The 26,676-nt window shown below is 66.4% G+C and carries 30 protein-coding genes; 12 read left to right on the top strand and 18 right to left on the bottom strand.

The features are described 5' to 3' along the window. Positions 1-28: 28 nt before the first annotated feature. Positions 29-1,033, top strand: coding sequence for a dihydropteroate synthase (folP, locus tag G0D83_RS07645; protein WP_164191516.1), 1,005 nt, complete (start codon positions 29-31; stop codon positions 1,031-1,033). Next, positions 1,030-2,376 (top strand): phosphoglucosamine mutase, encoded by a 1,347-nt coding sequence (gene glmM, locus G0D83_RS07640; RefSeq protein WP_164191513.1) that lies wholly within the window; start codon positions 1,030-1,032, stop codon positions 2,374-2,376. Before folP ends, glmM begins: the two co-directional genes overlap by 4 nt. Before the next feature lie 182 nt (positions 2,377-2,558). Here glmM and G0D83_RS07635 read toward each other — a convergent pair whose 3' ends face one another. From G0D83_RS07635 to G0D83_RS07625, 3 genes are read right to left on the bottom strand one after another with little or no spacing between them, the layout of a single operon-like run. Then, positions 2,559-3,884 (bottom strand): MATE family efflux transporter, encoded by a 1,326-nt coding sequence (locus tag G0D83_RS07635; protein ID WP_164191509.1) that lies wholly within the window; start codon positions 3,882-3,884, stop codon positions 2,559-2,561. A 54-nt stretch (positions 3,885-3,938) separates the two neighbouring features. Continuing rightward, positions 3,939-4,448, bottom strand: a complete 510-nt coding sequence (locus G0D83_RS07630; RefSeq protein ID WP_164191506.1) for a PaaI family thioesterase — start codon at positions 4,446-4,448, stop codon at positions 3,939-3,941. Beyond that, a complete protein-coding gene (locus tag G0D83_RS07625) occupies positions 4,445-4,909 on the bottom strand; it encodes a PaaI family thioesterase (protein ID WP_164191503.1) in 465 nt (154 codons plus the stop codon). The genes G0D83_RS07630 and G0D83_RS07625 overlap by 4 nt, the downstream gene beginning before the upstream one ends. Positions 4,910-5,026: 117 nt before the next feature. Between G0D83_RS07625 and G0D83_RS07620 the strand changes: the two genes are divergently transcribed. The 7 genes from G0D83_RS07620 to G0D83_RS07590 all read left to right on the top strand — a co-directional run bounded on the left by G0D83_RS07620 (position 5,027) and on the right by G0D83_RS07590 (position 11,502). Continuing rightward, the gene (locus tag G0D83_RS07620; RefSeq protein WP_108966770.1) at positions 5,027-5,398 is read left to right on the top strand and encodes a MerR family DNA-binding transcriptional regulator; all 372 of its coding nucleotides are present in this window, start codon (positions 5,027-5,029) and stop codon (positions 5,396-5,398) included. Between the two features lie 259 nt (positions 5,399-5,657). Next, the gene (locus G0D83_RS07615) at positions 5,658-6,053 is read left to right on the top strand and encodes a MerR family DNA-binding transcriptional regulator (protein ID WP_108966772.1); all 396 of its coding nucleotides are present in this window, start codon (positions 5,658-5,660) and stop codon (positions 6,051-6,053) included. 266 nt (positions 6,054-6,319) lie between these two features. Further along, entirely contained in the window at positions 6,320-6,532 is a 213-nt protein-coding gene (locus G0D83_RS07610) for a hypothetical protein (protein WP_164191499.1), read from the top strand. Between the two features lie 436 nt (positions 6,533-6,968). Continuing rightward, the gene (locus G0D83_RS07605) at positions 6,969-7,607 is read left to right on the top strand and encodes a glutathione S-transferase family protein (RefSeq protein ID WP_164191496.1); all 639 of its coding nucleotides are present in this window, start codon (positions 6,969-6,971) and stop codon (positions 7,605-7,607) included. A 39-nt stretch (positions 7,608-7,646) separates the two neighbouring features. Beyond that, positions 7,647-8,858: an acetyl-CoA C-acetyltransferase gene (locus tag G0D83_RS07600; protein WP_164191493.1), complete on the top strand. Its 1,212-nt coding sequence runs from the start codon at positions 7,647-7,649 to the stop codon at positions 8,856-8,858. Further along, entirely contained in the window at positions 8,858-9,337 is a 480-nt protein-coding gene (locus G0D83_RS07595; protein ID WP_164191490.1) for a cupin domain-containing protein, read from the top strand. Before G0D83_RS07600 ends, G0D83_RS07595 begins: the two co-directional genes overlap by 1 nt. Continuing rightward, positions 9,334-11,502, top strand: a complete 2,169-nt coding sequence (locus tag G0D83_RS07590; RefSeq protein ID WP_164191486.1) for a 3-hydroxyacyl-CoA dehydrogenase NAD-binding domain-containing protein — start codon at positions 9,334-9,336, stop codon at positions 11,500-11,502. The genes G0D83_RS07595 and G0D83_RS07590 overlap by 4 nt, the downstream gene beginning before the upstream one ends. A 6-nt stretch (positions 11,503-11,508) precedes the next feature. Here G0D83_RS07590 and G0D83_RS07585 read toward each other — a convergent pair whose 3' ends face one another. The 3 genes from G0D83_RS07585 to ccrA all read right to left on the bottom strand — a co-directional run bounded on the left by G0D83_RS07585 (position 11,509) and on the right by ccrA (position 14,593). Beyond that, the gene (locus G0D83_RS07585) at positions 11,509-12,321 is read right to left on the bottom strand and encodes a DUF2182 domain-containing protein (RefSeq protein ID WP_164191483.1); all 813 of its coding nucleotides are present in this window, start codon (positions 12,319-12,321) and stop codon (positions 11,509-11,511) included. A 30-nt stretch (positions 12,322-12,351) separates the two neighbouring features. Further along, positions 12,352-12,990 carry a DUF1326 domain-containing protein gene (locus G0D83_RS07580; protein ID WP_164191480.1) on the bottom strand — a complete coding sequence of 213 codons (639 nt, stop codon included), beginning with the start codon at positions 12,988-12,990 and terminating at the stop codon, positions 12,352-12,354. A 319-nt stretch (positions 12,991-13,309) separates the two neighbouring features. Then, the gene (gene ccrA / locus G0D83_RS07575) at positions 13,310-14,593 is read right to left on the bottom strand and encodes a crotonyl-CoA carboxylase/reductase (RefSeq protein WP_164191477.1); all 1,284 of its coding nucleotides are present in this window, start codon (positions 14,591-14,593) and stop codon (positions 13,310-13,312) included. 326 nt (positions 14,594-14,919) lie between these two features. Between ccrA and G0D83_RS07570 the strand changes: the two genes are divergently transcribed. The 3 genes from G0D83_RS07570 (at position 14,920) to deoD (ending at position 18,072) form a co-directional block, all read left to right on the top strand. After that, a complete protein-coding gene (locus G0D83_RS07570; RefSeq protein ID WP_164191459.1) occupies positions 14,920-16,896 on the top strand; it encodes a protein meaA in 1,977 nt (658 codons plus the stop codon). Positions 16,897-17,056: 160 nt separating this feature from the next. Further along, positions 17,057-17,368 (top strand): H-NS family nucleoid-associated regulatory protein, encoded by a 312-nt coding sequence (locus G0D83_RS07565; protein ID WP_095883690.1) that lies wholly within the window; start codon positions 17,057-17,059, stop codon positions 17,366-17,368. Next, on the top strand, positions 17,368-18,072 hold the full coding sequence (deoD, locus tag G0D83_RS07560) for a purine-nucleoside phosphorylase (protein ID WP_164191456.1): 705 nt from the start codon (positions 17,368-17,370) through the stop codon (positions 18,070-18,072). Before G0D83_RS07565 ends, deoD begins: the two co-directional genes overlap by 1 nt. A 74-nt stretch (positions 18,073-18,146) precedes the next feature. Here the strand turns inward: deoD and G0D83_RS07555 are convergent, their stop codons facing one another. The 12 genes from G0D83_RS07555 to G0D83_RS07505 form a co-directional block, all read right to left on the bottom strand. After that, on the bottom strand, positions 18,147-19,007 hold the full coding sequence (locus tag G0D83_RS07555; RefSeq protein ID WP_164191452.1) for a DUF1989 domain-containing protein: 861 nt from the start codon (positions 19,005-19,007) through the stop codon (positions 18,147-18,149). A 169-nt stretch (positions 19,008-19,176) separates the two neighbouring features. Next, positions 19,177-19,374: a hypothetical protein gene (locus G0D83_RS07550; protein WP_164191449.1), complete on the bottom strand. Its 198-nt coding sequence runs from the start codon at positions 19,372-19,374 to the stop codon at positions 19,177-19,179. An 83-nt stretch (positions 19,375-19,457) separates the two neighbouring features. Continuing rightward, positions 19,458-19,619, bottom strand: coding sequence for a hypothetical protein (locus G0D83_RS31850; RefSeq protein ID WP_193989033.1), 162 nt, complete (start codon positions 19,617-19,619; stop codon positions 19,458-19,460). A 187-nt stretch (positions 19,620-19,806) separates the two neighbouring features. Continuing rightward, positions 19,807-20,586, bottom strand: coding sequence for a succinate dehydrogenase iron-sulfur subunit (locus tag G0D83_RS07545; RefSeq protein ID WP_108966798.1), 780 nt, complete (start codon positions 20,584-20,586; stop codon positions 19,807-19,809). 9 nt (positions 20,587-20,595) lie between these two features. Next, positions 20,596-20,904: a hypothetical protein gene (locus G0D83_RS07540; protein ID WP_108966800.1), complete on the bottom strand. Its 309-nt coding sequence runs from the start codon at positions 20,902-20,904 to the stop codon at positions 20,596-20,598. Further along, positions 20,904-22,706, bottom strand: coding sequence for a succinate dehydrogenase flavoprotein subunit (gene sdhA / locus G0D83_RS07535; RefSeq protein WP_164191445.1), 1,803 nt, complete (start codon positions 22,704-22,706; stop codon positions 20,904-20,906). The genes G0D83_RS07540 and sdhA overlap by 1 nt, the downstream gene beginning before the upstream one ends. 15 nt (positions 22,707-22,721) lie before the next feature. Further along, the gene (sdhD, locus tag G0D83_RS07530; RefSeq protein ID WP_108966805.1) at positions 22,722-23,093 is read right to left on the bottom strand and encodes a succinate dehydrogenase, hydrophobic membrane anchor protein; all 372 of its coding nucleotides are present in this window, start codon (positions 23,091-23,093) and stop codon (positions 22,722-22,724) included. Positions 23,094-23,107: 14 nt separating this feature from the next. Further along, complete coding sequence (gene sdhC, locus G0D83_RS07525) at positions 23,108-23,503, bottom strand: succinate dehydrogenase, cytochrome b556 subunit (protein ID WP_108966807.1); 396 nt, start codon at positions 23,501-23,503, stop codon at positions 23,108-23,110. Between the two features lie 267 nt (positions 23,504-23,770). Then, complete coding sequence (locus tag G0D83_RS07520) at positions 23,771-24,802, bottom strand: MaoC family dehydratase (protein WP_164191442.1); 1,032 nt, start codon at positions 24,800-24,802, stop codon at positions 23,771-23,773. After that, entirely contained in the window at positions 24,802-25,005 is a 204-nt protein-coding gene (locus G0D83_RS07515; protein WP_108966811.1) for a DUF1737 domain-containing protein, read from the bottom strand. Before G0D83_RS07515 ends, G0D83_RS07520 begins: the two co-directional genes overlap by 1 nt. Positions 25,006-25,025: 20 nt before the next feature. Further along, the gene (locus G0D83_RS07510; RefSeq protein ID WP_108966813.1) at positions 25,026-25,571 is read right to left on the bottom strand and encodes an NnrU family protein; all 546 of its coding nucleotides are present in this window, start codon (positions 25,569-25,571) and stop codon (positions 25,026-25,028) included. Positions 25,572-25,610: 39 nt separating this feature from the next. Further along, positions 25,611-26,462 carry a CoA ester lyase gene (locus G0D83_RS07505; RefSeq protein ID WP_164191438.1) on the bottom strand — a complete coding sequence of 284 codons (852 nt, stop codon included), beginning with the start codon at positions 26,460-26,462 and terminating at the stop codon, positions 25,611-25,613. Between the last annotated feature and the right edge of the window lie 214 nt (positions 26,463-26,676).

The raw sequence follows: 26,676 nt of genomic DNA, 5'->3' as shown, positions 1-26,676 counted from the left end.
GCGGGCGCGCATCGGGCACAGACGCTCAATGACTGCCCGATACCGCCCCCTCGTCCAGTGCGGACACGCCCGCCCAGATGACGCCCTGCCGCTTGCCGGGGGTCCGCGCTGGTTCAGTCAGTGCGTGCGCCACACCCGCGGCGAGGCGGTGACGGTGGTTTCCGTCTGCGAGGTGCCACAGGATGTGCTGGCCCGGCTCACCGCCCCGCGCGAGCCCGTCGCCGGCCTGTCGATGGACGGCCCGCGGATCATGGGCATTCTCAATGTTACCCCAGACAGCTTTTCCGACGGCGGCACCGATGCCTCGGCGCAGGAGTCCATCGCCCGCGCCCATCGGATGCTTAAAGAGGGCGCCGACATCCTCGACATAGGCGGCGAGAGCACGCGCCCCGGCGCGCCGGAAGTGCCGGTCGACGAAGAGATCGCCCGCGTCGTGCCGGTCACCGAGGCACTGAAGGGCGTGCCGATCTCGATCGACACCCGCAAGGCCGCCGTCGCCCGCGCCGCCGCCGAGGCCGGTGCCACGCTGATCAACGATGTCTCGGGGCTGGTCTTCGATCCCGAGATGACCGAGTTCTGCGCCTCCTCCCGCCTGCCCGTCTGCGTCATGCACATGCGCGGCACGCCCGAGACGATGAGCGCCGAGACCGATTACGCCGACGTGCTGCTCGACGTCTACGACTTCCTCGAGACGCAGGTGCATGCGCTGGAGCACGCCGGGCTGCCGCGCGAAAAGATCGTGGTCGATCCCGGCATCGGCTTTGCCAAGACCCTCGATCAGAACCTCGCGCTGCTGCACGGGCTGTCGCTGTTCCACGGCCTTGGCTGCGCGATCCTGCTCGGCGTCTCGCGCAAGGGCTTCATCGGCAAGCTCTCGGGCGAGACCGAGGCCGCGAAACGTTTCCCCGGCTCCATCGCCACCGCCCTTGCAGGCGTGGCGCAAGGGGCCCAGATCATCCGCGTGCACGACGTGCGCGAGACGCGCCAGGCCCTGACGCTTTGGCAGGCCGTCGAAGAAGGAGGCCAAGAATGACCCGCAAGCTTTTCGGCACCGACGGGGTGCGCGGCACCGCCAACATGCACCCGATGACCGCCGAGATGGCGCTGGCCATCGGCGCCGCCGCCGGGCGCTACTTCCGCCGCGAGGCGGGCGGCACGCACCGCGTGGTGATCGGCAAGGACACAAGGCTCTCGGGCTACATGTTCGAGACCGCGCTGACGGCGGGGCTCACCTCGACCGGCATGAACGTGCTGCTGCTCGGCCCGGTGCCGACCCCGGCGGTGGGGCTTCTGACGCCCTCGATGCGCGCCGACGTCGGGATCATGATCTCGGCCTCGCACAATCCCGCGCATGACAATGGCATCAAGTTCTTCGGCCCCGATGGCTTCAAGCTCTCGGATGAGGCAGAGGCCGAGATCGAGGCGCTGGTCGAGGCGGGCGTCGAGCCGGCCCAGGCCGGCAACATCGGCCGCGCCAAGCGGATCGACGATGGCCGCTTCCGCTACCAGGAGCGGGTGAAATCGAGCTTCCCGCACGGCATGCGGCTTGACGGCATGAAGGTGGTGATCGACTGCGCCAATGGCGCCGCCTACCGCGCCGCGCCCGAGGTTCTCTGGGAGCTCGGCGCCGAGGTGATCCCGGTGGGCACCCATCCCAACGGGCTCAACATCAACGACCAATGCGGCTCGACCAAGCCGCAGACCGCCGCCGAGACCGTGGTGGCGCATGGCGCCGATGTCGGCATTTGCCTCGACGGCGATGCCGATAGGGTGATCCTGATCGACGAGAAAGGCACCGTGGCGGACGGTGATCAGATCATGGCGCTGATGGCCGGCCGCTGGGCCGAGGAAGACCGGCTTGCCGGTGGCACGCTGGTCGCCACGGTGATGTCGAACCTCGGGCTCGAGCGCTACCTCGGCGATCGCGGGCTCACCCTCGCCCGCACCAAGGTCGGCGACCGCTACGTGGTCGAGATGATGCGGGCGCGTGGCTTCAACCTCGGCGGCGAGCAGTCGGGCCACATCGTGATGACCGATTACGCCACGACCGGCGATGGTCTCATGGCGGGGCTGCAGTTCCTCGCCGAGATGGTCCGCACCGGGCAGCCCGCCAGCCGCCTCGCGCGCAACTTCGAGCCGGTGCCGCAGCTGCTTAAGAACGTGCGCTTCGGTGCCGGGCAGACACCGCTTGACGCCGCCAGCGTACAGGGCGCCATCGCCGAGGCCGAGGCGCAGCTCTCGGGACGCGGCCGCCTGCTGATCCGCAAGTCGGGCACCGAGCCTTTGATCCGGGTGATGGCAGAATGCGAGGACGAAGCGCTGCTGACGCAGGTGGTCGACGGGATCGTCGCCGAGGTCCAGGCCGCCGCCGGCTGAGCCTCGCTTGCGACGGTGCGCCTCTCGCGCGTGCGCCGGATACACGTATTTGGAAAGAGAAGAAGCCGGAGGTGCGCGTTGCCTCCGGTTTATCTTTTGGGCCGGAAAATCCCGGGGGGAGACGCGCGCGGCGTCTCGGAAGCGGGTCCCCAGGCAGCGACGCGGCGGGCGGAGCCCCCGCTTCAGCCGCCCTTGGCCACCCAGCGTTCCAGCGCCGGGTAGCGCAGCGCCAGCGTCAGCCCGCGTGCAAGGAAGGAGACCTGGTAGGCCAGCCAGAGCCCGTGGTTGCCCATCCCCGGCAGCGCCAGCAGCAGCACCGCCGCGTAGATCACCGCCGAGACTGCCATCATGTTGCGCATGTCCGCCGAGCGCGTCGCACCGATGAAGATGCCGTCGAGCGTGAAGGGCAACGCCTGCAGCAGTGGCGAGACGACCATCCATGGCAGGAAGGCAATCGCCGCGGCGCGCACGGCCTCGTCGGCGGCGATGCCACGGATCAGCAGAGGTCCGACGAGCCAGAAGAGCCCCGCCAGCAGAAGCGCCGCCACCACGCACCAAAGGCCCGCGAGCCGGGCGCTGCGGCGCAGGTGCGGCAGATTGCGCGCCCCCACCGCCTGGCCGACCAGCGCCTCTGCGGCAAAGGCGAAGCCGTCCATCGTGTGCGCGGTGATCATCATGAACTGCATCAGCACCTGGTTTGCCGCGAGGGTCTCGTCGCCGAAGCGTCCGCCGACCAGCATGAACGAGACGATGATCGCCTCCAGCAGCAGCGAGCGGATCAGGATATCGCCGTTGAGCGCGGCCATGCGGCGCAGCCGCGCCGGATCGAAGACCCGCGCCCGGTTCCGCCAGCCGGCCTCGGCAAAGCCGTCGCGGCAGAGCCAGAGGCCAAGGCCCAGACCCGACCATTCGGCGACGAAGGTGGCCAGCGCCACGCCCTCGACCCCCATGCCGACCCAGAGCACCAGCGCCAGATCGAGCACCACGTTCACCGCGTTCATGCCAAGCTGCAGCACCAGCACTGCCCGCGTCCGCTCCTGCGCGATCAGCCAGCCGGTGAGCCCGTAGATCGCCACCGCCGCCGGTGCCGACCAGATGCGGATCTGCATGTAGCTCTGCGCCATTTGCTCGACCTCTTGCGAGGCCGGGGAGGCGGCAAAGGCGATGCGGAAGATCAGCGCCTGCAGCGCGATCAGCAGCACGCCCCCGGCAAGACCGATCAGCAGCGCCCGCGCGAGCAGGGCGGAGACCTCGCAGCGATCATTCTCGCCGAGCGCTTGGGCGGTGAGCCCGGTGGTGCCCATGCGCAGGAAGCCAAAGATCCAGTAGATCGCCGAGAGCACCACCGCGCCGATGCCGACCGCGGCGATCGGCTCGGGGCTGGGGATCTGGCCGACCACGGCGGTGTCCACCGCGCCGAGGATCGGCACCGTGGCGTTCGAGAGCAGGATCGGCAGCGCAATCTTCAGCACGCGGCCATGGGTCAGGGGGAGGTTCTGGGAGCGCATGGTTTCTTCAGAGAGGGACGAAGGGCACGGAGGCGACGCTGCGAAGGGGCCTGCTCATCTCTCGTCCCAGGGCATCAGGAAGTGCCCCACCGCCTGAACGATCGGCCGGTCGCGGTTGTCCTGCCAGGCTTCGGCATGGACCGAGGCGTAGCGCCGACCCGAGCGGGTGACACGGGCCCGGGCATAGGCGTCGCGCGGCAGGCCGGGGCGCAGGTAGTCTATCGTGAAATCGATGGTCTTGGGCAGGCGCGGCAGCCGACCCTGCTCCAGCGTCTCGAGATCGAGCCGACCGGACTCGACCTCGCCCCAGAGGCTCATCCAGCTCAGGGTGATGATCGAGGTCACCTCGAGAAAGGCGGCGGTCACCCCGCCGTGCAGCGCTGGCAGGTCGGGGTTGCCGATCAGCTTCTCGTCGAAGTTCAGCACCCCGGTCAGCTCGTCGCCGCGGCGGTCGAAGGTGATGCCGAGGAAATTCACGTAAGGCACGCCGCCGGCCAGCGCGCGAAGCGCGGTGTCGCGGCGCTGCTTCACCACCTGGACGGGTTCGGGCTTGCGATGGCTCATGCGGTGTCCTCCGGCGTGTCGCCGCGCAGCTGCGGGACGGTGAAGGTGCCGGTGGCCATGGCGACGGGGCGCTCCGTGTCCTCGTCCAGCGCCACGGCGCGCACGAAAGCGACCGAGCGGGTCACGTGGTGGCATTCGGCCCGGGCAGTGATCCCCTGCCCCGGCGTGGCGGCGCGCAGGTAGTCGATGCGCAGGCTGATGGTGGCGGTGTGCCCCTCGACTTGGCGGTGCGCCATGACCGAGGCGCCGCCGCAGGTGTCCATCAGCGTCGAGACCGCACCACCATGGATCACCCCGGTCTCGGGGTCCCCGACGAGCTGCGCCGCGAAGGGCATGTGAATCTCGGCACAGCCATCGCCGAAACCGGTGATCTTCAGACCCAGCGCGCGCGCCTGCGGTAGCCGCAGGATCAGCTCGGCCGCAACCGCCGGGTCGAAAACCGACTCCGCATCCGTGGACATGGCGATATCCCTTTCTCGTCTCGCGTCTTTATGCGGCGACGGATCGCGCACCGCAAGCCGCGCGGCCATTGCCCTCGCCGCGGTGCCGCATTACCTTTCGCCACGTCAGGAGGCCCAATGAGCGAGACACGTCTCAGCTTCAAGCAAATGTGCGCACGGTTCGAGGTCACCCCACGCACCTTGCGCTACTACGAGTACATCGAGCTGCTCACCCCCGATCGTGACGGGCGATCGCGCTGGTACGGCCCGCGCGAGGTGGCGCGGATGACGCTGATCCTGCGCGGGCGAAAGTTCGGATTCCAGCTCGAGGAGATCCGGCAATGGCTGCAGATGTACGAACGCGACGGCACCGAGGCACAGATGCGCACCTGGGTGGAGATGGCGGACCGGCAGCTCGTGCAGCTCGGCGAGCAGCGCGCGCAGCTCGATTCGGCGATCGAGGAACTCAAAGCGCTTCGGGATGTGACCCTCAAAGAGCTGGGTGAATAAGGCGAATCACCCGCCGCGGGCGTGTTGAAACGCTTTGATTTCGTACCCGGCTGCATACATTCGAGCCCCGGAATGGCTGCGTCACGCGCAACCGGGGAAAGAAAGTTCTTCCCGCCATCGCGTGACGCTTAACGAAGTTACGTAATTTCGGAAATGACGTTGCGTAGCGGTCTCAAAAGGATAGGGGGCAGTTGTAGGATTGTCATGAAAGGCGCAGTTCACCCGTCATCTTGACGCGAAGTGAGGTAGAAGACCTGACATGAGTGACGACCAGTTTATGACGATCCGCGAAATGTGCGACCTGTTTGAGGTGACGCCGCGGACTCTCCGTTTCTACGAGCAGAAGGAACTGCTCTTTCCCATCCGTGAAGGACAGAAGCGCCTCTTCACCCGGCGTGACCGGGCGCGGCTGAAACTGATCCTGCGCGGCAAGCGCTTCGGCTTCAGCCTCGAAGAGATCCGCCAGCTTCTGGAGCTCTACGACAAGGGTGACCAGCAGCGGACCCAGATCGCGCGCAGCTACGAGATCGGCCAGGAACGTCTTGCCGACATGATCCGTCAGCGCGATGATCTGACCATGGCGATCGAGGAACTGAAAGAACAGCTTGCCTGGGGCGAACAGATGCTCGGCGAGTTGGAGCGCAAGGCCGGCTGATCCCCCAGCGGACCATCGCGAGGCCTTGGCGGACGGGAGAGGAGGCCCCATGCCAGGCGCAATACAAGCTGCACAGCCCAAGTATACCGCCCCGGTCGCGGATCTGCTGTTCGTCCTTCGCGACGTACCGCGGATCGACCGGGGCGTTTCTGCATCTGCGGACCGCGGCACCTGCGCCGCGATCCTGACCGCGGTGGCTCGGCGCGCCGAGGCCCGGGGCCGCAGAATGAAACCCTGTTGCGAAAGTTACCGAAAAGGAGCCGCCCATGCCCAAGCGCTTTCGTCTCACCCGACGCTTCTCGGTCGCGATGACAGAGGACGGCTACCGCGGCCTGCGCAGCTTCTCGGCGGCGGCGGGGCTCGACGAGGGCGAGGCGCTGTCTTTCCTCTTCGAGAATTTCGGCAGCGTGACCGATGCCGAGGTGCTCTCGCACCGGCTGCGGCTGTTCAACGCCGAGCTCGAGGCGCGCAAGCGATGAGCCAGACCTCCGCCCCCCTCGACCGCGCGGGCGGCGGGCGAAGGACCGGGGGTGTCGCACCCCCGGACCCCCGCGGGATGGTTCCGCCTAGAAGACATACCGGAGCCGCACATCGGGTCCACGCCACGTCGAGCCCGGTCACCGGGCGGATCACCAGACGGATCACCAGGAGCCGGGCCACGCGGGACTGCACTCGGTCCGCCCCACCGCGGCACCGGCCTGCAAGGGCCTCCGGCTTGGCGGCGGGGTTGCTGCTAGGGCGGTCATCGGCGTCCCAGCCTGTACCGCGCCGACAGTCTTTCCGCCGCGAGGTTAAGAACGGGTTACATCTGGCGTCGAAACTGGTTTCTTCTAGGATCGAGTATCCCGCGGGAATGCGGGGGCGCGAAGCCCCCGCCACTGCCCGCGCCGCAACGCACAGGGAAAGACCGCGCGCATGACCATCAAGCTCTACTGTTTCGGAGAATCCGGAAATGCCTACAAGGCGGCACTGCCGCTGCAGCTCGCGGGGCTGGATTGGGAACCGGTGAAGGTGGATTTCTTCAATGGCGCCACCCGCACGCCCGAGTACCGCGCCGAGGTCAACGAGATGGGCGAGGTGCCGGTGCTGGTCGATGGCGACATCACCCTCACCCAATCGGGGGTGATCCAGCACTATATCACCGAGAAGACCGGCAAGTTCGGCGGCGCCACGCCCGAGGAGGCGCGCGAGGTGCTGCGCTGGCAGTTCTGGGACAACCACAAGCTCAGCAGCCCGGCCGGAATGACGCGTTTCCTGATGAACTTCCTCCCCGAGGACAAGCGCCCGGCCGAGGTGAGCGCCTTCACACAGGGGCGGCTCAAGGCCGCCTACCAGGTGCTCGACGCGCACCTCGGCGGCCGCGACTGGATCGTCGGCGACGGGCCGACCCACGCGGATTTCTGCTGCTGCGGCTATCTTTTCTATCCCGAGCCCTTCGGCTTTGTCCGGGCAGACTGGCCGAACATCGACCGCTGGCTAAGTGGTCTCGAAGCCTTGCCGGGCTGGAAGCACCCCTATGAGCTGATGCCCGGCTCGCCCGCCGACCGGGCCTAGAGGCGCCACACATCCCGGCCGACCATGGAAGGAGGAGCCATGTCCGAGGCCTATATCTATGACGCGATCCGCACCCCGCGCGGGCGGGGGCGGCCGGATGGCGCGCTGCACGAGGTGACGGCCCTGCGGCTCTCGGCGCTTGTGCTGGATGGGCTCCGGGAGCGGAACGGACTCGATGGGCCGGTGCTCGAGGATGTGATCTGGGGCAATGCCACCCAGATCGGCGAACAGGGCGGTTGTCTCGCGCGCTCCGCCGTCCTGGCCTCGGGGTTGGACGAGACAATTCCGGGCCTGTCGATCAACCGCTTCTGCGCCTCGGGGCTCGAGGCGGTGATGCTTGGCGCCGCGCAGGTGCAGGGCGGATTGGGGCAAGCGTATCTGGCCGGCGGGGTCGAGATGATGAGCCGCGTGCCCATGGGCTCGGACGGGGCGGCGATCGCCGTCGATCCCTCGCTTGCCATCCCCCGACATTTCGTGCCGCAGGGCATTGCCGCGGACCTCATCGCCACGAAGCACGGCATCACGCGCGAGGCCGCCGATGGCTACGCGGCGGAGAGCCAGGCGCGCGCCGCCCGCGCCTGGGAGGAGGGCCGCTTCGAGCGCTCGATCCTGCCGGTCACCGATATCAACGGGCTGCCCATTCTCGCGCGTGACGAGGCGCTGCGGCCCGGCACGGAGCTCGAGGCTCTCGCGGGGCTGACGCCCGCCTTCAGGGAGATGGGCGCGCAGATGCCCGGCTTCGATGCGGTGGCGCTGATGCGCTACCCCGAGCTGGAACGCATCGATCACATTCACCATGCGGGCAACAGCTCCGCCATCGTCGACGGGGCGGCGGGCGTGCTGCTCGGCTCGAAGGGCTTCGGCGAGGCGATGGGGCTGGCGCCCCGCGCCCGCATCCGCGCCATGGCCCGCATCGGCAGCGAGCCGACGATCATGCTGACCGGCCCGCTCCCCGTCACCGAAAGGGTTCTCGAGCAGGCGGGGATGGAGATCGGCGACGTCGACCTTTTCGAGGTGAACGAGGCCTTCTCCTCGGTGGTCTTGCGCTTTCTGCAGGCCTTCGACGCCGACCCGGGCAAGGTCAATGTCAACGGCGGCGCCATCGCCATGGGCCACCCGCTCGGCGCCACCGGGGCAATGCTGATCGGCACGCTTCTGGACGAGCTCGAGCGCGCGGACAAATCCACCGGCCTTGTCACGCTCTGCGTCGCCTCGGGCATGGGCGTGGCCATGATCCTCGAGAGGGTATGATGCCAAAACTCCACCCCCAACCCGTCACCACCCATCGCGCCAGCCGCCATCGCGTGCTCGGTGACGGTCCCGGCCCCTATGGCTGCCAGCTCCTGTCGGATCCGGGCGGGCTGACCCAATTCGGCGCCTTCATCGAGGAACTGCCGCCCGGCTCGGCCTCGGGCTGGCGGCACTGGCACGAGCGCGAGGACGAGATGGTCTACGTGCTGAGCGGCGCATTGGTGCTGGTCGAGGACGAAGAGGTGGCGATGGGTCCGGGCGATTGCGCCTGTTGGCCCGCCGGTCAGGGCATCGGGCACCGGCTTGAAAACCGATCGGACGCACCGGCCCGCTACCTTGTGATCGGCACCCGCAGCGGCGCGGACGTCATCCACTACAGCGATCATGACCTGGTGACCGAAACCCATGGCGCGGCCCGCGTCTACCGCCGCCGCGACGGCTCGGAGGTGGGGCGGCACGAAGGGGAGGATGAGACATGACCGATTTCTCGGCCAACACCGAGGGCGGCGTCTGCACCATCTCTTGGGACACGCCCGGCAAATCGATGAACGTCATGAGCCTCGAGGCGCTCGCCGAGCTCGACGCGCTGGTGAGCGCGGCGCTGGAAGATGCGCGCGTGAAAGGCATCGTGATCACCTCCGCCAAGCCCGGCAGCTTTGCCGGCGGCATGGACCTGAAGACGCTGGCGGCAATGCGCGAGGCCGCCGGGGACGACCCGGCCAAGGGCATCTTCGAGGGGATCATGGCGCTGCACGCGGCGCTGCGACGGATCGAGCGCGCCGGGATGAACGCGGCGAACGAGGGTGGCAAGCCCATCGCCTGCGCCCTGCCCGGCACAGCGCTCGGGCTCGGCTACGAGCTGGCGCTGGCCTGTCATCGGATTTTCGCCGCGCCGACCCACGGTGCGAAGATCGGCCTGCCGGAGATCAAGCTCGGGCTCTTTCCCGGCGCCGGCGGTACCACGCGGCTGGTGCGCAGGCTCGGGGCCATGGGCGCGGCGCCCTACCTGCTGGAGGGCACGCTTCTGTCCCCCGAAAAGGCGAAGGCCGCGGGGCTGATCGACGAGATCGCCGAGGACCCCCAAGAGGCCGCCCGCGCCTGGGTGTTGCAGGCCGCGCCCGAGGCGCTGGCGAAACCCTGGGACCGCAAGGGCTTCAAGCTGCCCGGCGGCGGGCCGTATCACCCGGCGGGCTTCATGACCTTTCTCGGCGCCTCGGCCATGGTGAACGGCAAGACCAAGGGGGCTTACCCGGCCGCAAAGGCGCTGCTTTCGGCGGTCTACGAGGGCGCACAGGTGCCCTTCGACACCGCGCTCAGGATCGAGGCGCGCTGGTTCACCCATGTCATGCTCGACCCCAGCTCGAGCGCGATGATCCGCACGCTCTTCGTCGGCAAGGAAGCGCTGGACAAGGGCGCGGGCCGACCCGAAGGCGTGCCGCCGCAGAGCGTGAAGAAGCTCGGCGTGCTTGGCGCTGGGATGATGGGCGCGGGCATCGCGCTGGTCGCGGCGCAGGCGGGGGTCGAGGTGGTGCTGCTCGACCGCACGCAGGAGGCGGCGGACAAGGGCCGCGCCCACGCCGAGGCCTATCTCGACGAAGGGGTGAAGCGCGGCAAGACCAGCGCCGCGCAGAAGCAGGCGGTGCTGCAGCGGCTGAGCGCCCCCACCGAGTTCGACGCGCTGGCCGGCTGCGACATGATCATCGAGGCGGTCTTCGAGGATCCAGAGGTGAAGGCCGAGGTCACCCGCACCGCGCTGCGCCACGTACCCGAGAGCTGCATCTTCGCCACCAACACCTCGAGCCTGCCCGTGTCGAAACTGGCCGAGGCCTCGCTGATGCCCGAGAATTTCGTCGGCCTGCATTTCTTTTCACCAGTCGAGAAGATGCAGCTGGTCGAGGTGATCAAGGGGGTCCGCACCGGCCCGCGCGCCGTGGCCAAGGCGCTGGATTTCGCCCGCATGATCCGCAAGACGCCGATCGTCGTGAACGACGCGCGCTTCTTTTATGCCAACCGCTGCATCATCCCCTATCTCAACGAGGGGCTGCGCCTGCTGCGAGAGGGCGTCGCCCCGGCACTGATCGAGAATGCAGCCAAGCTGACCGGCATGCCGCTCGGTCCGCTGCAGCTGGTCGACGAGACCTCGATCGAGCTGGGACTGAAGATCGCCCAGGCCAGCCGTGCCGCCATGGGCGAGAGCTATCGGGACGCGGATGTCGACGAGGTGCTGCAGCGCATGGCCGACCTGGGGCGGCTTGGACGCAAGGCGGGCGCGGGTTTCTATACCTACGAGGGCGGCAAGCGGCTCGGACTCTGGGAGGGGCTGGCGGTCGAATGGCCCGAAGCGGAAGAGCAGCCGGAGCTGCAGGAGGTGCAACACCGGCTGCTCTTCGTGCAGGCGCTGGAGGCCGTTCGGGCGCTCGAGCGCCACGTGCTGCCGGGAGTGCGCGAAGGCGATGTGGGCGCCGTGCTGGGCTGGGGGTTCGCGCCCTGGTCGGGCGGGCCGTTCTCCTGGCTCGACATGCTCGGCGCCCCCTATGCCGCGGAGCGTGCCTCTGAACTCGCCGATCGCCACGGGCGGCGCTTCACCTGCCCCGAGACGCTTGCCGAGATGGCACGCAAGGGCGGGCGCTTCTACCCCGCCTGAGCAGCCTCACAGCGCTCCGGCCAGGATCGCGGCGCCCCAGAGAACCAGCGCCGCCCCGGCGAGCTTGCTGATCTGTGGCCCGTGCGGAAGGTATTTCTCGGCCGCGACCCAGAGCGCGAGGCCGACGATCCAAGCGAAGTTCATGATGCCGCCGACAAAGAGCAGTGCCATAAGGAACCAGCAGCAGCCGAGGCAGTACCAGCCGTGCTCCACCCCCATGCGGAAGGCCCCCGTCATCCCGGAGCGCCGGTGGCGGGTCAGGACCTCCGCCGGCGACCGGCACTGGCTGAGACAGCTCTGCTTGAGCGGGGTGAACTGGAAGGCCCCGGCGGCAATCAGCACCAACGCCCCGGCCCTGCTGCTGGTGAGAGACATCATGCTGGCCGAGACCAGCCCGCCCGCCTCGAGCCCCCATTGCAGCGCCGTCGCCAGCGCGCTGAACAGCGCCCAGACTGCGAGGTAGCCTAGGACGAACGCCGCGCAGCTGCGCGGCACCGCCAAGGCCTGCGCCCCGCGCCGCCCGAGCGCGGCGTAGAGCAGTACCACCGGCGCCACGCTCGGCAGCATCATGGCGATCATCATCACCCACCACATCAGGAAGACCAGCAGCGCTTGCCCGGAGGACCAGCCCCCGGCCATGTCCATGTCCATGCCCGACGGACCGGCCTCGCCCGACATGCCGGTCATCTTCGGCGCCGACATCTCCATGCCGGCGCCGCTGACCGTGTAGAGCGCCGCCAGCAGGAACAGCAGCCCCAGCAGACCCGCAACGATCAGCCGGTCGCGGCGCAGGGCGCGTTCGGCAAGGCTCTCTTGCATCCTGACATCTCCGATCTGAGGCGACTCGGCTCAGGCGGCCTCGAGCACGCCCTGCCCTGACAGATGGATCTCGAGCAGATGGGCGTGGCTGGCCTTGTTGTTCTCGAGGCGGATCTCGCCGCTGGTGCTGGCCGTGCCCCGGGCGATTTCGGCGACGCGATACTCGAAGCCATGCGGCAGGTTGATCCGCGCCCGATGCGCAGCCCCGGTGACCGGGTTGGTGATCGGCTCGGCGACACAGTCGACCACCCCGGGGACCGAGAGCTGCGCGCTGCGGCTCTCCATGTCGAGTTCGAAGGCGATCGGCTTGTAAAGCGTCTGCAACTTGTTCGGCGACATCGCGGAAAACACCCACCACATGGTCGCCATGTCCTCGGTGTCCTCGCCAACGAAGATGCGCTCGAGTGCCCTGCGCTGCGCCGGGCTTGCGCCGTCATCGATGACGACCTGCATGGTGCCCCCGCCTTCGTGGATCGGACCCGGCCAATGCAGCAGCATGGCGGCGCGGGTGCCCAAAAGATCGGTTTCACCGTGATGGCCGGAATGGAATTCGAACCCCGCTACCGCCTCGCAGTTGCCATAGGTGGGCAGGGACATGAACTGGCAGGGGCAGCCGGGGGCGCAATTGCAGTTTCCCAGCTCGTAGCCGTGAAGCTCCCAGGGGGTCATGGCGTGTTCTCCTCAATTTGTTGGGCTCAAATGTCCTAGAAAGAAATTGACTCGGAAAACTCGGGGTGACCCGCCGTGCAGGGAGGGCGCAGTCGGGAAAATGTCCCGCGACACATGCGCAGTGTAGCATATCAGCGCGGGCCTGCGGACGTGGCGCGCCGTTCTGACACAAAAAAGGGACAGGGCCTCCCGCCCCGTCCCCTCTTCGACCCGGCTTCGTCTGTTCAAGAAGCCGCCCACCGCGAGACCGCCGCGCCGACCTTCGGCAGCGCAGCAGGCATCCTCTTGGCCACGCCCGCACCAGATCAGACGGCGGCAATCAGATTACGGTAAGCGCCTCTTCGAAGGTGCGCAGCCCGGTGCGCGGCGCCTGGACAAGCACCGCCATGTTGCCCGGCTTGTGCTCGTTTCGCCGCATCTTCACATGCGCCGCGGGGATCTCTTCCCAGCCGAAGACCTCGGACATGCACGGGTCGAGCCGGCGCTCGATCATCAGCTTGTTGGCCGCCGAGGCCTGCTTGAGGTGGGCGAAATGCGAGCCCTGCAGGCGCTTTTGGTGCATCCACATGTAGCGCACGTCAAAAGTGCAGTTGAAGCCCGAGGTGCCGGCGCAGATCACCACCATGCCGCCCTTCTTGCACACCAGCGCCGAGACCGGGAAGGTCGCCTCGCCCGGGTGCTCGAAGACCATGTCGACGCTCACGCCTTTGCCCGTGATCTCCCAGATCGCCTTGCCGAACTTGCGCGCCTCCTTGAGCCAGTCGTTGTACTCGGGCGTGTTGACCGTGGGCAGCTGGCCCCAGCACTTGAACTCGTTGCGATTGATGACCCCCTTGGCACCCATCGACATGACGAACTCGCGTTTGCTCTCGTCCGAGATCACCCCGATGGCGTTCGCGCCGGCAGTGTTGATCAGCTGGATCGCATAGGAGCCGAGCCCGCCCGAGGCGCCCCAGACCAGCACGTTCTGCCCGGGCTTGAGCTCATGCGGGTGGTGGCCAAAGAGCATCCGGTAGGCGGTGGCCAGCGTCAGCGTGTAGCAGGCGCTTTCTTCCCAGGTCAGATGCTTGGGTCGCGGCATCAGCTGCTGCGCCTGCACGCGGGTGAACTGGGCGAAGCTGCCGTCCGGCGTTTCGTAGCCCCAGATGCGCTGGCTGGGCGAGAACATCGGGTCGCCGCCGTTGCACTCTTCGTCGTCGCCGTCGTCCTGGTTGCAGTGGATGACCACCTCGTCGCCGACCTTCCAGCGGGTGACCTTGTCGCCCACCTTCCAAACGATGCCCGAGGCGTCGGAGCCCGCGATGTGATAGGGCGCGCCATGGCCGTCGAAGGGGCTGATCGGCACGCCGAGCCCGGCCCAGACGCCATTGTAGTTGACCCCGGCCGCCATCACGAGAACCAGCACCTCGGAGCTGTCGATCTCCCAGGTGTCGACCACCTCCTTCTGGAAGGACTGGTCGGGCTCGCCATGACGCTCGCGGCGGATCGCCCAGGCGTACATCTGCTTCGGCACATGGCCGAGGGGCGGCATCTCGCCGATCTCGTAGAGGTCCTTCACCGGTGCGTTGTAGGGCGCGATCTCGGTCTTGCTGTCGAGTGCCATCATGGCCTCCTTCCTCACTCCTGCGTCGCCCGCGCCGCAGTGCAGAATCGCGGGGCTCCTCCCCTTCGAGATACAATTCAACGCGCAACATTGCAACTCTGATAGCTATCTTTGAGAAATTTTATAACTTAGTTGATGCGCAGCCGTGAGCCTGCATTCGCTCGAAACGCATGTATACTGGGGTTTCCGAGATCCCGCCCCTGCTGCAGCGCAGCTGAGGCTCTCCGCCGCGATGCGGCGAATTGACTGGACATTTTATTTCCAATATCCACTCCAAACAGCAAGATGATTGCTCGCGAGATTCGAGCAGCTCAAGGGAGGATGATATGAAGGACAGCACCAGCCCGCGCCAGCCCGACCGCCCCTGGCTGATCCGCACCTATGCCGGACATTCCACCGCCAGCGCCTCCAACGCGCTCTACCGGTCCAATCTCGCCAAGGGGCAGACCGGGCTTTCGGTGGCCTTCGATCTGCCGACCCAAACGGGCTACGACAGCGATCACGTGCTGGCCCGCGGCGAGGTCGGCAAGGTTGGCGTGCCGGTCTGCCACCTCGGCGACATGCGCGCACTGTTCGACCAGATCCCGCTCGAGCAGATGAACACCTCGATGACGATCAACGCCACCGCGCCCTGGCTGTTGTCGCTCTATATCGCCGTCGCGGAGGAACAGGGCGCGGAGATCGCGAACCTTCAGGGCACGGTGCAGAACGACCTGATCAAGGAGTACCTCAGCCGGGGCACCTATATCTGTCCGCCGAAACCTTCGCTCAAGATGATCGGGGACGTGGCCGAGTATTGCTATGACCATGTGCCCAAGTGGAACCCGATGAATGTCTGCTCCTATCATCTGCAAGAGGCTGGCGCGACACCCGAGCAGGAGTTGGCCTTTGCCCTCGCCACCGCCTGCGCGGTGCTGGACGAGCTGAGACCGCGGGTCGCCGCCGAGGATTTCCCGGCGCTCTGCGGACGCATCAGCTTTTTCGTCAACGCCGGGATCCGGTTTGTCACCGAGATGTGCAAGATGCGCGCCTTCGTCGATCTCTGGGACGAAATCCTGCAAGAGCGCTATGGGGTCGCCGATCCGAAATACCGGCGTTTCCGTTATGGCGTGCAGGTCAACAGCCTCGGGTTGACCGAGCAGCAGCCGGAAAACAACGTCTACCGCATTCTCATTGAAATGCTGGCCGTCACCCTGTCGAAGAAAGCCCGCGCGCGCGCCGTGCAATTGCCCGCCTGGAACGAGGCGCTCGGCCTGCCCCGTCCCTGGGACCAGCAGTGGTCGATGCGGATGCAGCAGATCCTGGCCTATGAGACCGACCTGCTCGAATACGACGATCTCTTCGACGGCAATCCCGCGGTGGATCGAAAGGTCGAGGAACTGAAGCAGGGCGCGCGGGCCGAGCTGGCGAATATCGGCTCGATGGGCGGCGCCATCGGCGCCATCGACTACATGAAAGCCCGGCTCGTCGACGCCAATGCGGACCGGCTCGGGCGTATCGAGCGCAATGAGACCACCGTGGTGGGCGTGAATCGCTGGACGGATGCCGAACCTTCCCCGCTGGTTGGCGAAGACGGTGGAATCATGGTGGTGGACCCCGCGGTCGAGCACGAGCAAATCTCTAGGCTCGGAGACTGGCGTGCCGCCCGCAATGCCGGTGCCGTGACCGATGCGCTGGCCGAATTGCGCCGCGCCGCCTCGACGGGGGAAAACATCATGCCCGCCTCGATCGCCTGCGCAAAGGCGGGGGTCACAACCGGCGAATGGGCGGGGGAAATGCGCGCCGTACATGGGGAATATCGCGGCCCGACCGGCGTCGCCAAGGCCGTCTCCAACCGCACGGAGGGGCTTGAGGACCTGCGTGCCGCAGTCGATGCGGTCAGCGACCGACTGGGCACCCGCCTGCGCTTTCTCGTTGGAAAACCCGGTCTCGACGGGCATTCGAACGGCGCCGAGCAGATCGCTTTCCGGGCGCGCGATTGCGGCATGGAGATAGACTATGACGGAATTCGGTTAACTCCTGAACAGATTGTTTCGCAAGCCCACACCGGCGCGCATGTCATAGGGCTTTCCATTCTTTCGGGTAGTCACATTCCGTTGATTTCCGATATTCTGGAAAAAATGCGCACTGAAGGGCTTGCGCATATTCCGGTGGTGGTTGGCGGCATCATCCCCGACGAAGACGCCAAAAGGCTTCTCGCCTGCGGCGTTGCGCGCGTTTACACGCCCAAGGACTTTGAGCTGAACAAGATAATGCAGGACATCATCACCCTCGCGGATCCCGAGAGCGTCGCCGCGCAATAGCGTAAAATCCCGCAGGAGAAGAGCAAAAAGAACAGGCGGCTCACGGTGATTGTGAGTGGTCAATAGCCTCTTTATACAAAATCTAGAATTGACACAAAGCGTGCACTTGCGGAATAGCTCCGGATAGCCAATTTTATTGGCACAGAAAACGGAGACAATCGTGAATATTGACCTTGATACCCTGTCCAAGGACGAGTTGAAGCAGCTAAAGGCCGACGTGGATAAAGCTCTGGCTACCATAGACGCGCGCCGCAAGGCGGAAGCAAAGCGCGCAGCCGAGCAGGTCGCCAAGGAATTCGGTTACTCGTTGGACGAAATCATTGCCGCTGGCGGCACCAAGGGCTCCAAAGGCGCCCCTAAATACGCAAACCCGTCCGATCCGGCGCAGACCTGGACCGGTCGTGGTCGCAAACCGAACTGGGTGATCGAAGCGCTTGACGAGGGCAAATCGCTCGAAGATCTCGCGCTCTGATGACCATCCATATCGGAGCAAAGCCCGGCGATATCGCCGAAACGGTTCTGATGCCCGGCGATCCACTGCGCGCGAAATGGGTGGCTGAAACGTTTCTGGAAAACGCGGACTGCGTCAACCAGGTGCGCGGCATGTACGGTTTCACCGGGTTCTGGAAAGGAAACCGGGTCTCCGTCCATGGCTCCGGCATGGGCATGCCGAGCCTGTCGATCTACGCCAACGAACTGATCCGGGACTACGGGGCGAAGACCCTGATCCGGATCGGTTCCTGCGGCGCGATGCAGCAGAGTGTCTCGGTGCGGGACGTCATCCTTGCGATGACGGCCAGCAGCCTGTCTACCCCGTCGCGCGGCATCTTCCGCGAGGTGAACTTCGCACCCTGCGCCGATTACGGCCTGCTGCGCGCCGCCGCCGAGGCCGCAGCGCGCATCGGAGCGAAAACCCATGTGGGCGGGATCTACTCCGCCGACGTGTTCTACGACGAACGCCCCGATCTGACCGAGATCATGACTCGGCACGGGATCCTCGGCGTCGAGATGGAAGCGGCCGAGCTTTACAATCTCGCGGCGCGCCACGGCGTGCGCGCGCTTGCCGTGCTCACCGTTTCGGACCATCTCCTCACCCATGAGGCCCTGCCGGCGGAAGAGCGCCAAAGCTCCTTCGCCGAGATGGTCGAGATCGCGCTCGAGGCAGCCTTCGCCTGAGGTGCGGGCGGGACAGAGCGCCCGCCCGGCTGATCCTTCCCAGCCTTACCTGCCAGCTTTCCCCGAGGGCCTGGTCACATGCCGTGGCTGCGGTCGTACCCGTTGCGCGCGGGCGGCTGCCAGCCCTCCAGCGCCCCCTCTGGCGCTCTGAGGATGTCCACCTCCAGCGGCGCGCAACGCGCCCTGTCCGAGCTGTGTTCGCTGGCGCAATCGCCACCTGGGCAGGCGCTCAGCGCGCCCAACAGCTCGATCTCGGCGAAAAACGTCAGGAAATCTCCGGGGCGCACCGGGCTCGCCTTCATAAAGTACTGGCCGGTGTCGCGGGTGAAGCCGGTGCACATGAAGACGTTCAGCACGTCATGCACCTCGCGCGCCGCCGCCTCGGCCGAGAGCCCCGTCGCCCCCGCCAGCGCCCGTGTCAGGTTGGAATGGCAGCATTGGTGGTACTGCTCGCCGCCGCTCAGCAGGTGATGCGTGTGCGGATCGCAGCGCGTTCCGATCACGTCATGCACCGAGCCGCCGTATTCATCGATGCCATACCAGCCGAGACTGTCCTCGACGATGGTCGCCATGGGCCTCAGGTCGGGAAAGCTCGACCACATACGCGCGCCCGTGGTCAGATGCGTGCCATGCAGCGCGCGCGTCTTGCCCGAATAGAAGCGCTCCGAGAGGTCCGCGGCATTCCACAGGTTGAGATCGCCCACCTGCGGCGCCTCGACGCTGCGGATGCGAAAGAAGCCTCCCGCGGGCACCCGGAAGGCACAAGCCTCGCGCGGCGCAGCGACAACGGTCTCGACCAGCTCCGCCTGCGCCAGCGCCGCGCGGTAGAGCGCCATGTCCGGCACGGGCAGTGTCTCGGTGGGATAGCAGATCACCGGGGCCACAGCCCGGCGGGCCTCGGCGTCCTTCGGCGGTGCGATTGGGGTCTTGGTCATCCTGTGGCTCCTCTTTGCCGTCAGAAGACCCGCCGCCCCCGCGAGGCGCAAGCCTGCCCCACCTCCTAGGCGCAAATATCACGGGGGAGGCCCCGAAAGGGGACGGCGGCAGTGCTCGCTCTGTCGCTCGCGCCCTGCGCCGGCACCCCTGCCCCGACCGTCGTCGGCCTCAGCTCGTCTGGCGCAGGCAAATGTCGGGGGTCTGGCCGCGCGGCCCCGTGGTGGTGGCGCCGCACTGCACGCAGGTCCAGCTGCTCTCGCCCGCGCCGCGGCGCTCGCGCCAGCGGCATTTGCGCGTGTCGCCGTGGCGGTAGTTGAAGACCAGCAGCACGATCACCGCAACGACAAAGACCCCCGCGAAGATCATCGGGGGCCTCGGTCAGTCGAGCTTGATTGGCAGGCAAGGCGCATGGTCAAAACCCTAACGCGAGGCGCGGCCGGCAACCACCCTCAGGCGGCGCGGTAATAGTCCAGCGTGCCCAGATCGGCGGTCACATCCTTGTGCGCGACCTGCACGAGCACGGGCTCGGGCTGGTAGTAGGCGAAGGCCTGCTCGAGCGCGTCGAGGGCTTCACGGGCGGTGGTATCGGTCTTTGCAGCGGTGCTGGTCATAGCGTCAATCCTTGATCTCTCGATCTCCTCCCGTCCGCTTCCCTAGATAGGGCTTCGCGCAGGGTGGCACACCCGCCGATGCTGCAACCACGCTCTGCGCTCAGCGCAACGGTGCACCGCGAGACCGGGCACGAAAAAACGCCGCGCCCTGCGGGCACGGCGTTTCGGGATTGCGCGGCGCTCTGGCTCAGACGTGCCGGTTCAGCATCATCTTCTTGATCTCGGAGATCGCTTTCGCCGGGTTCAGACCCTTCGGGCAGGTCTTGGCGCAGTTCATGATCGTGTGGCAGCGATAAAGCTTGAACGGGTCCTCGAGCTGATCGAGGCGCTCGCCGGTGGCTTCGTCGCGGCTGTCGATGATCCAGCGGTAGGCGTGCAGCAGTGCCGCCGGGCCGAGGTAGCGGTCGGAGTTCCACCAGTAGCTCGGGCAGGCGGTCGAGCACGAGGCGCACATGACGCACTCATAAAGACCGTCGAGCTTCTTGCGGTCCTCGATGGACTGCCGCCACTCCTTCTGGGGACGGTTGGTCTTGGTTTCCAGCCAGGGCATGATCGAGGCGTGCTGGGCATAGAAATGCGTCAGATCGGGGATCAGGTCCTTGACCACCGGCATGTGCGGCAGCGGGTAGATCTTCACGTCGCCCTTGACCTCGTCGAGGCCGTAGATGCAGGCGAGGGTGTTGATCCCGTCGATGTTCATCGCGCAAGAGCCGCAGATCCCTTCGCGGCAGGAGCGGCGGAAGGTCAGCGTCGGATCGATCTCGTTCTTGATCTTGATCAGCGCGTCCAAGACCATCGGACCGCATTTGTCCATGTCGAGGAAATACGTGTCGACCCGCGGGTTCTCACCGTCATCGGGGTTCCAGCGGTAGATCTTGAACGCCCGCACGTTGGTCGCGCCCTCGGGCTTCGGCCAGGTTTTGCCGGTGCGGATCTTGGAGTTCTTGGGAAGTGTGAATTGAACCATGTCGCTCTCCTATCGGATGAGGGCCGGCAGCCCCTCGGCTGCCAGGCAGGTCAGGGTCTCGGGCTTCGAGACGATGTCGGAAACCACCTCGACGGTGCTCGCGGTCGGCCCGGTGACGCTGTCGGCGGCCAGCGCGTAGATCTGCGTGGACGACGCATTGTCGATCACGCAATCCAGCGCCGGTTCCACCGGCAGGCCGGGGTACTTGTCCGCCACGACGCGGGCGACCGTCGATTTCGCGGCCTGCCGCGCAATCTGGTCTTGCGTCTGGGGCGAACAGGCCGCCAGCACGAGGACGAGGCCGAGAGCCGCGCGCATCAGAACGTCCGTGCCTTCGGCGCGATCTTCTTCAGCGAGATGCCGCCCTCGGCTTCGGTGGTCAGCGGGTCGACAACCACCGGGCGGTAGCTGAGTTCGACCTTGTTGCCCTCGACGCGGCTGATGGTGTGCACGCGCCAGTTCTCGTCGTCCCGGTTGGCAAAGTCCTCGTGCGCGTGGGCGCCGCGGCTCTCGTGGCGCGCTTCGGCACCCACGATGGTCGCGATCGCGTTCGGCATGAGGTTGGTCAGCTCGAGGCTTTCCATCAGGTCCGAGTTCCAGATCAGCGAGCGGTCGGTGACCTTGATGTCGCCCATCTTGCCGGCGATCTCGGTCATCTTTTCCTTGCCGTCCTTCAGCGTCTCGGAGGCGCGGAACACGGCGGCATCTGCCTGCATGGTGCGCTGCATCTCGAGACGCAGCTCGGCGGTCGGGATCGCGCCCGAGGCGTTGCGCACGCCGTCGAACCGGTCGAAGGCCTTGTCGATCTGCGATTGCGGCGCGGTCGGCACGGCGCCCGAACGGTCCACCACTTCGCCGGCGCGGATCGCGGCGGCGCGGCCGAAGACCACGAGGTCGATCAGCGAGTTGGAGCCGAGGCGGTTCGCTCCGTGCACCGAGGCGCAGCCCGCCTCGCCCACGGCCATGAGGCCCGGCACGACAGCGTTCGGATTCTCGGCGGTCGGGTTCAGCACCTCGCCCCAGTAGTTCGTGGGAATGCCGCCCATGTTGTAGTGCACGGTCGGCAGAACCGGGATCGGCTCTTTCGTCACGTCCACGCCGGCGAAGATCTTGGCGCTTTCCGAGATGCCCGGCAGACGCTCGGCGAGCGCTTCCTTGGGCAGGTGCGCAAGGTTCAAGTGGATATGGTCGCCATGCTCGCCCACGCCGCGGCCTTCGCGGATTTCCATGGTCATGCAGCGCGAGACGTAGTCGCGCGGCGCGAGGTCCTTGTACTGGGGCGCATAGCGCTCCATGAACCGCTCGCCGTCCTTGTTGGTCAGGTAGCCGCCTTCACCGCGGGCGCCCTCGGTGATCAGGCAGCCCGAGCCGTAGATGCCGGTCGGGTGGAACTGCACGAATTCCATGTCCTGCAGGGGCAGGCCCGCACGGGCCACCATACCGCCGCCGTCACCGGTGCAGGTGTGCGCCGAGGTGGCCGAGAAGTAGGCCCGGCCGTAACCGCCGGTGGCCAGCACGACCATCTTGGCGTTGAAGACGTGGAAGGTGCCGTCGTCGAGCTTCCAGCACAGCACGCCCTTGCAGACGCCGTCTTCCATCAGCAGGTCGATGGCGAAATATTCGATGTAGAACTCGGCGTTGTTCTTCAGCGACTGGCCATAGAGCGTGTGCAGGATGGCGTGGCCGGTCCGGTCGGCCGCGGCGCAGGTGCGCTGCACGGCGGGGCCTTCACCGAACTCGGTGGTGTGGCCGCCGAAGGGGCGCTGGTAGATCTTGCCTTCCTCGGTGCGCGAGAAGGGCACGCCGTAATGCTCGAGCTCGTAAACCGCGGCGGGGGCGGACCGGGCGAGGTATTCCATGGCGTCGGTGTCGCCGAGCCAGTCGGAGCCCTTCACCGTGTCGTACATGTGCCACTGCCAGTTGTCGGGGCCCATGTTGGCCAGCGAGGCGGCGATGCCGCCCTGCGCCGCGACGGTGTGCGAGCGGGTCGGGAAGACCTTGGTCACGCAGGCAGTGCGAAGGCCCTGCTCTGCCATGCCGAGGGTGGCGCGCAGGCCGGCGCCGCCGGCCCCCACGACCACGACGTCATAATCATGCGTCTCGTATTCGTATGCAGCCATCTTTCAGTCTTTCTCTCAGAGGGCAATCTTGGCGAGCGCGAAGAGGCCGGCGGCGGTCAGCGACCAGCACAGGCCGACAACCAGCATGAGCAGCAGCTTGCGCGTGGTCCCCGAGGTGTAATCCTCGAGCATGACGCGGGCCCCTTTCTGGAAGTGCTGCAGGCCGACGACCAGCACGAGGCCGGTCAGGATCGCCACGAAGGGCTTCTGGAAGGTCGCCAGCGCAGCCTCGTAGCCGGAGCCGAGCGCGTTGCCGAAGATGAAGAGGAAGGTCGGAACCAAGAAGGCGAGCGCGACGGCGCTGACGATCATGTGCCAATGGTGTTCCGCGCCGGAATGGGCCGAGCCCTTGCCAACGGCGCGCTTGCGGTCGGTCAGATAACGCATGTCTGTCGCCTCCCTCAGATCCAGTAGATGATCACGGTCAGGATGGTCAGAACCACCGAACCGTAGATGCAGACCCAGCCGAGCTTTTCGGCGGTCGGAATGTCGAGCCCCTTGCCCGCGTCGAAGATGAGGTGCCGCAGGCCCGCGAGGTAGTGGTACCAGATGCCCCAGAGCGAGAGGAACATCACGAGGTTGCCCACCCAGCTGGTAATCCACCATTCGGCTGTGGCGAAGGCCTCGGGCCCTGCGGCCAGGGCGAGCAGCCACCAGACGATGAGGAAGACCGCGACGATCATCGCGTTGCCGGTGATGCGGGTGAGGATGGAGCTCATGGAGGTGAGCTGCGGTCTGTAATACGGCCCGATCATGAAGGGGGAGAGCGGGCGCTGGATCCGGTTCTCTTCAGCCATGGCTTGTCCTTTTCGGTTCCCTTGTGGCCGGGTTCTAGCGCCTCTTGCCCCGCCCTGTCACGCGGGTGCACGGCGCAGGAGTGTGTTTTTTCCACCCAATTCCAAAAAATGATCGGAATATGTGATCACGCTTTTTCAAGTGTGATCACATTTCTGGCGCTAACGGAGGCTTCCGCGGAGTCGCCCTATTCCCAAGTATTTAACTCGGATTTTTGCAGGGCAGGACCGCGACTCAAGCACCGCGCGCAGTCGCGCCGAGGCGTCAGATCAGCGCGGGATCAGCGCCCAGTAGTCGAGGTCGAGCAGGACCTCCGGCAGGTATCTTCCGTCCTCGCCCTTGAGCGCGAAGGGCGCGCCGCCCTTGGCCGCCACCAAACGCAGCCGCAGCGCACCGACGCCCGGCGCCGGGGTCTCGGCGCGATCCAGAACCTCGGACCATACTTTGACCGTATCCCCGGCGAAACAAGGGTTTGCATGCGCCCCGCCATTGAGCCCGGCGATCATCTGCACGTTCGCCAGACCGTTGAAACTGAGCGCCCGCGCCAACGAAATCACGTGCCCGCCATAGATCAGCCGCGTGCCGTCCTCGCGGTGGGTGGCGTCGAAATGCACCTTGGCGGTGTTCTGCCAGAGGCGGGTGGCGAGCATGTGCTCGGCCTCCTCGATGGTCACCCCGTCGACGTGGTCGATCTGCTCTCCGACCGCGTAATCGCCCCAGCGGTGCGGCTCTCCGGCGAGGGTAAAATCATAGTTTGTGAAGTCGAGCCCCTCGGGGATCACCAGATCCTCGGGCGCCAGAACCTCTTTCAGCTGGGGCAGCACCGTCTCGGGCGCAGGCGCGTCGAGGTCTTTCTTTCGCACCATCACCCAGCGGCAATACTCGAGCACGGTCTCGCCGCGCTGGTTGGTGCCGCGCGTGCGGACCCAGACGACGCCGGACTTGCCATTCGAGTTCTGCTTGAGCCCGATCACTTCGGAGGAGGCGCGCAGCGTGTCCCCCAGATAAACCGGCTTCAGCCAGCGCCCCTCGGCATAGCCGAGGTTGGCCACCGCGTTCAGCGAGACATCCGGCACAGTCTTGCCGAACACCAGATGGAACGCCGCCAGATCATCCAGCGGCGCGCCGGGCAGACCAACGCTCCGGGCGAAGTCATCCGACGAGTAAAGCGCATGCCGGGCCGGGTAGAGCGCGTGGTAAAGCGCCCTTTCCCCGCCCGACACGGTGCGCGGCACGGCGTGGTCTATGACCTCGCCGATGCGATACTCCTCGAAGAAACGACCGAGGTTGGTCTTGGCCATCACTGCGCTCCCAGCTTCATGTCCGGGGTGTAGGGCGTGTCGACGTCCTTGGTCACGGCCTGCCCGCAGCGCATCACGCCGTTGGCGGCATCGAAGGCATAGGTCGGGCTGCCGTAAAGCTCCCAGCCCTTGCTCAGGGCCTCGGAGACCTTGTGGCAGAAGGCAGAGGTGTCGTCTTCGGTCAGCAGTCGGTAGATTTTCATGGGGTCAGTTCCGGTAGTTGTCATCCAAAGGTGGGATAGCCGAGCCAGGTGTGGATCGCGCCGATCACGAAGAGCAGCACGACGCTGGCCGCAAGGAAGATCAGGTCTTTCTTGATCGGCCCCTTGGCGGGCGGCGTCCAATTCGGCTCGCTGCGGTTGATCGTGCTCATCTCGACCACCGCCCAGATCCCGAGCCCGCCGAAAAGCACGAAGGAGGGCACGTCGCCGTTCACCAGCAGGTGCGCGATGGCCCAGAGCAGGAAGCCGGTCAGCATCGGGTGGCGCATCTTGTAAAAGAGCGCGCCCTTCTTGGGGCCGGGCGAGGTGAAGTAGAGCGCCGCCAGCATCAGCAGGTTGTTGATGCCGACGGTGGCTGGGGTGCGCCCGTAGAAGAAGGCACCATCGGCCATGCGATAGCCGAAGATCATCAGCAGCACGCTGGCAACGAGCGCAAGCGCAACCGCACCCTTGCCTTTGTCGCCCATCTTGGCCCGCGCGTCGGGAGCAAAGCGTTTGAACAGATGCGCCGCCCACCAGAGCGCGACGCCGAGAATCAGAAGCAGCATTGGGGGTCTCCTTGTGCCGGGTTCGGCCCGAGCCTGCCCTCAAGCCCCCATGGCGGCAATGGCTTCCGCCTTGGCGAGCACCGATTTCGCCGTGAAGACATGCAGGTTCTCGACGATCTTGCCGTCGACGACGGCAACCCCCTGCCCCGCGGCCTCGGCTTCTTCGAAAGCGTGGATCTGCCGCCGCGCCAGATCGATCTCACCCTCGGTGGGCGCGAAGGCGGCATTGGCGATCTCGACCTGCGCCGGGTGGATCAGCGTCTTGCCGTCGAAGCCCATGTCGCGGCCCTGATCACATTCGGCCCGCAGCCCCTCGTCGTCCTTGAAGGCATTGTAGACGCCGTCGACGATCACGCAGCCTGAGGCCTTGGCCGCCAGCAGGCAGAGCTGCAGCGAGGTGAGCATCGGCAGCCGGTCGGCGCGGAAGCGCGAGTTCAGTTCCTTGGCCAGATCGTTGGTGCCCATGACCATACCTGCCAGCCGCGGATGCGCAGCGATCGCCTGTGCGTTGAGCATGCCCTTCGGCGTCTCCATCATCGCCCAGAGCGGCTTTGCGGTAAGCTCCGCCAGCGCGTCGAGTTGTGCGGGGTCCTCGACCTTGGGCAACAGCACGGTGTCGCAATCCATGCTATCTGCAGCACGCGCATCGGCCTCGCCCCAGTCGGTGTCGAGCCCGTTGATGCGCACGATCCGCGTGCGCTTGCCATACCCCCCCACGCCCAGCGCGGCGGCCAGCGTCTCGCGCGCGGCGGGCTTTTCCGACGGGGCCACGGCATCCTCGAGGTCGAAGATGATCGCATCCACCGCGAGGCCACGCGCCTTGTCCAGCGCCCGTTCCTTCGAGCCGGGGATGTAAAGTACCGAGCGATAGGGCCGCAGCGCGAGATCCATGCCTTCCTCCGTAGAGCAATAATATTGCGTCAGTGATGCAATTGTTTTCCAAAAACTGCAAGCGCGTTCATGCCGCGGCGCAGAAGAACAACGCATTTTAACCACGGCCGCATCCTTTACCAATCCTTCGGGATTGCCGCGCAGGCTCGGAAATCAAGGGCAGCGCCCTGCCAACGCCCTCGGCTGGCAGCGCCGATCCAGTCGCACCGGCATC

This window comes from Salipiger sp. PrR003, from assembly GCF_010500785.1.
GTDB lineage: Bacteria > Pseudomonadota > Alphaproteobacteria > Rhodobacterales > Rhodobacteraceae > Salipiger > Salipiger pacificus_A.
Note: the sequence above shows the minus strand (reverse complement) of the source record. Positions and strands in the feature narration are given on the sequence as shown.

What these genes read in the sequence shown, in the direction of transcription:
- folP (WP_164191516.1), top strand. Translation starts at nt 29, where the DNA reads ATGACTGCCCGATACCGCCCCCTCGTCCAGTGCGGACACGCCCGCCCA.
- glmM (WP_164191513.1), top strand. Translation starts at nt 1,030, where the DNA reads ATGACCCGCAAGCTTTTCGGCACCGACGGGGTGCGCGGCACCGCCAAC.
- G0D83_RS07635 (WP_164191509.1), bottom strand. Translation starts at nt 3,884, where the DNA reads ATGCGCTCCCAGAACCTCCCCCTGACCCATGGCCGCGTGCTGAAGATT.
- G0D83_RS07630 (WP_164191506.1), bottom strand. Translation starts at nt 4,448, where the DNA reads ATGAGCCATCGCAAGCCCGAACCCGTCCAGGTGGTGAAGCAGCGCCGC.
- G0D83_RS07625 (WP_164191503.1), bottom strand. Translation starts at nt 4,909, where the DNA reads ATGTCCACGGATGCGGAGTCGGTTTTCGACCCGGCGGTTGCGGCCGAG.
- G0D83_RS07620 (WP_108966770.1), top strand. Translation starts at nt 5,027, where the DNA reads ATGAGCGAGACACGTCTCAGCTTCAAGCAAATGTGCGCACGGTTCGAG.
- G0D83_RS07615 (WP_108966772.1), top strand. Translation starts at nt 5,658, where the DNA reads ATGAGTGACGACCAGTTTATGACGATCCGCGAAATGTGCGACCTGTTT.
- G0D83_RS07610 (WP_164191499.1), top strand. Translation starts at nt 6,320, where the DNA reads ATGCCCAAGCGCTTTCGTCTCACCCGACGCTTCTCGGTCGCGATGACA.
- G0D83_RS07605 (WP_164191496.1), top strand. Translation starts at nt 6,969, where the DNA reads ATGACCATCAAGCTCTACTGTTTCGGAGAATCCGGAAATGCCTACAAG.
- G0D83_RS07600 (WP_164191493.1), top strand. Translation starts at nt 7,647, where the DNA reads ATGTCCGAGGCCTATATCTATGACGCGATCCGCACCCCGCGCGGGCGG.
- G0D83_RS07595 (WP_164191490.1), top strand. Translation starts at nt 8,858, where the DNA reads ATGCCAAAACTCCACCCCCAACCCGTCACCACCCATCGCGCCAGCCGC.
- G0D83_RS07590 (WP_164191486.1), top strand. Translation starts at nt 9,334, where the DNA reads ATGACCGATTTCTCGGCCAACACCGAGGGCGGCGTCTGCACCATCTCT.
- G0D83_RS07585 (WP_164191483.1), bottom strand. Translation starts at nt 12,321, where the DNA reads ATGCAAGAGAGCCTTGCCGAACGCGCCCTGCGCCGCGACCGGCTGATC.
- G0D83_RS07580 (WP_164191480.1), bottom strand. Translation starts at nt 12,990, where the DNA reads ATGACCCCCTGGGAGCTTCACGGCTACGAGCTGGGAAACTGCAATTGC.
- ccrA (WP_164191477.1), bottom strand. Translation starts at nt 14,593, where the DNA reads ATGGCACTCGACAGCAAGACCGAGATCGCGCCCTACAACGCACCGGTG.
- G0D83_RS07570 (WP_164191459.1), top strand. Translation starts at nt 14,920, where the DNA reads ATGAAGGACAGCACCAGCCCGCGCCAGCCCGACCGCCCCTGGCTGATC.
- deoD (WP_164191456.1), top strand. Translation starts at nt 17,368, where the DNA reads ATGACCATCCATATCGGAGCAAAGCCCGGCGATATCGCCGAAACGGTT.
- G0D83_RS07555 (WP_164191452.1), bottom strand. Translation starts at nt 19,007, where the DNA reads ATGACCAAGACCCCAATCGCACCGCCGAAGGACGCCGAGGCCCGCCGG.
- G0D83_RS07550 (WP_164191449.1), bottom strand. Translation starts at nt 19,374, where the DNA reads ATGATCTTCGCGGGGGTCTTTGTCGTTGCGGTGATCGTGCTGCTGGTC.
- G0D83_RS31850 (WP_193989033.1), bottom strand. Translation starts at nt 19,619, where the DNA reads ATGACCAGCACCGCTGCAAAGACCGATACCACCGCCCGTGAAGCCCTC.
- G0D83_RS07545 (WP_108966798.1), bottom strand. Translation starts at nt 20,586, where the DNA reads ATGGTTCAATTCACACTTCCCAAGAACTCCAAGATCCGCACCGGCAAA.
- G0D83_RS07540 (WP_108966800.1), bottom strand. Translation starts at nt 20,904, where the DNA reads ATGCGCGCGGCTCTCGGCCTCGTCCTCGTGCTGGCGGCCTGTTCGCCC.
- sdhA (WP_164191445.1), bottom strand. Translation starts at nt 22,706, where the DNA reads ATGGCTGCATACGAATACGAGACGCATGATTATGACGTCGTGGTCGTG.
- sdhD (WP_108966805.1), bottom strand. Translation starts at nt 23,093, where the DNA reads ATGCGTTATCTGACCGACCGCAAGCGCGCCGTTGGCAAGGGCTCGGCC.
- sdhC (WP_108966807.1), bottom strand. Translation starts at nt 23,503, where the DNA reads ATGGCTGAAGAGAACCGGATCCAGCGCCCGCTCTCCCCCTTCATGATC.
- G0D83_RS07520 (WP_164191442.1), bottom strand. Translation starts at nt 24,802, where the DNA reads ATGGCCAAGACCAACCTCGGTCGTTTCTTCGAGGAGTATCGCATCGGC.
- G0D83_RS07515 (WP_108966811.1), bottom strand. Translation starts at nt 25,005, where the DNA reads ATGAAAATCTACCGACTGCTGACCGAAGACGACACCTCTGCCTTCTGC.
- G0D83_RS07510 (WP_108966813.1), bottom strand. Translation starts at nt 25,571, where the DNA reads ATGCTGCTTCTGATTCTCGGCGTCGCGCTCTGGTGGGCGGCGCATCTG.
- G0D83_RS07505 (WP_164191438.1), bottom strand. Translation starts at nt 26,462, where the DNA reads ATGGATCTCGCGCTGCGGCCCTATCGCTCGGTACTTTACATCCCCGGC.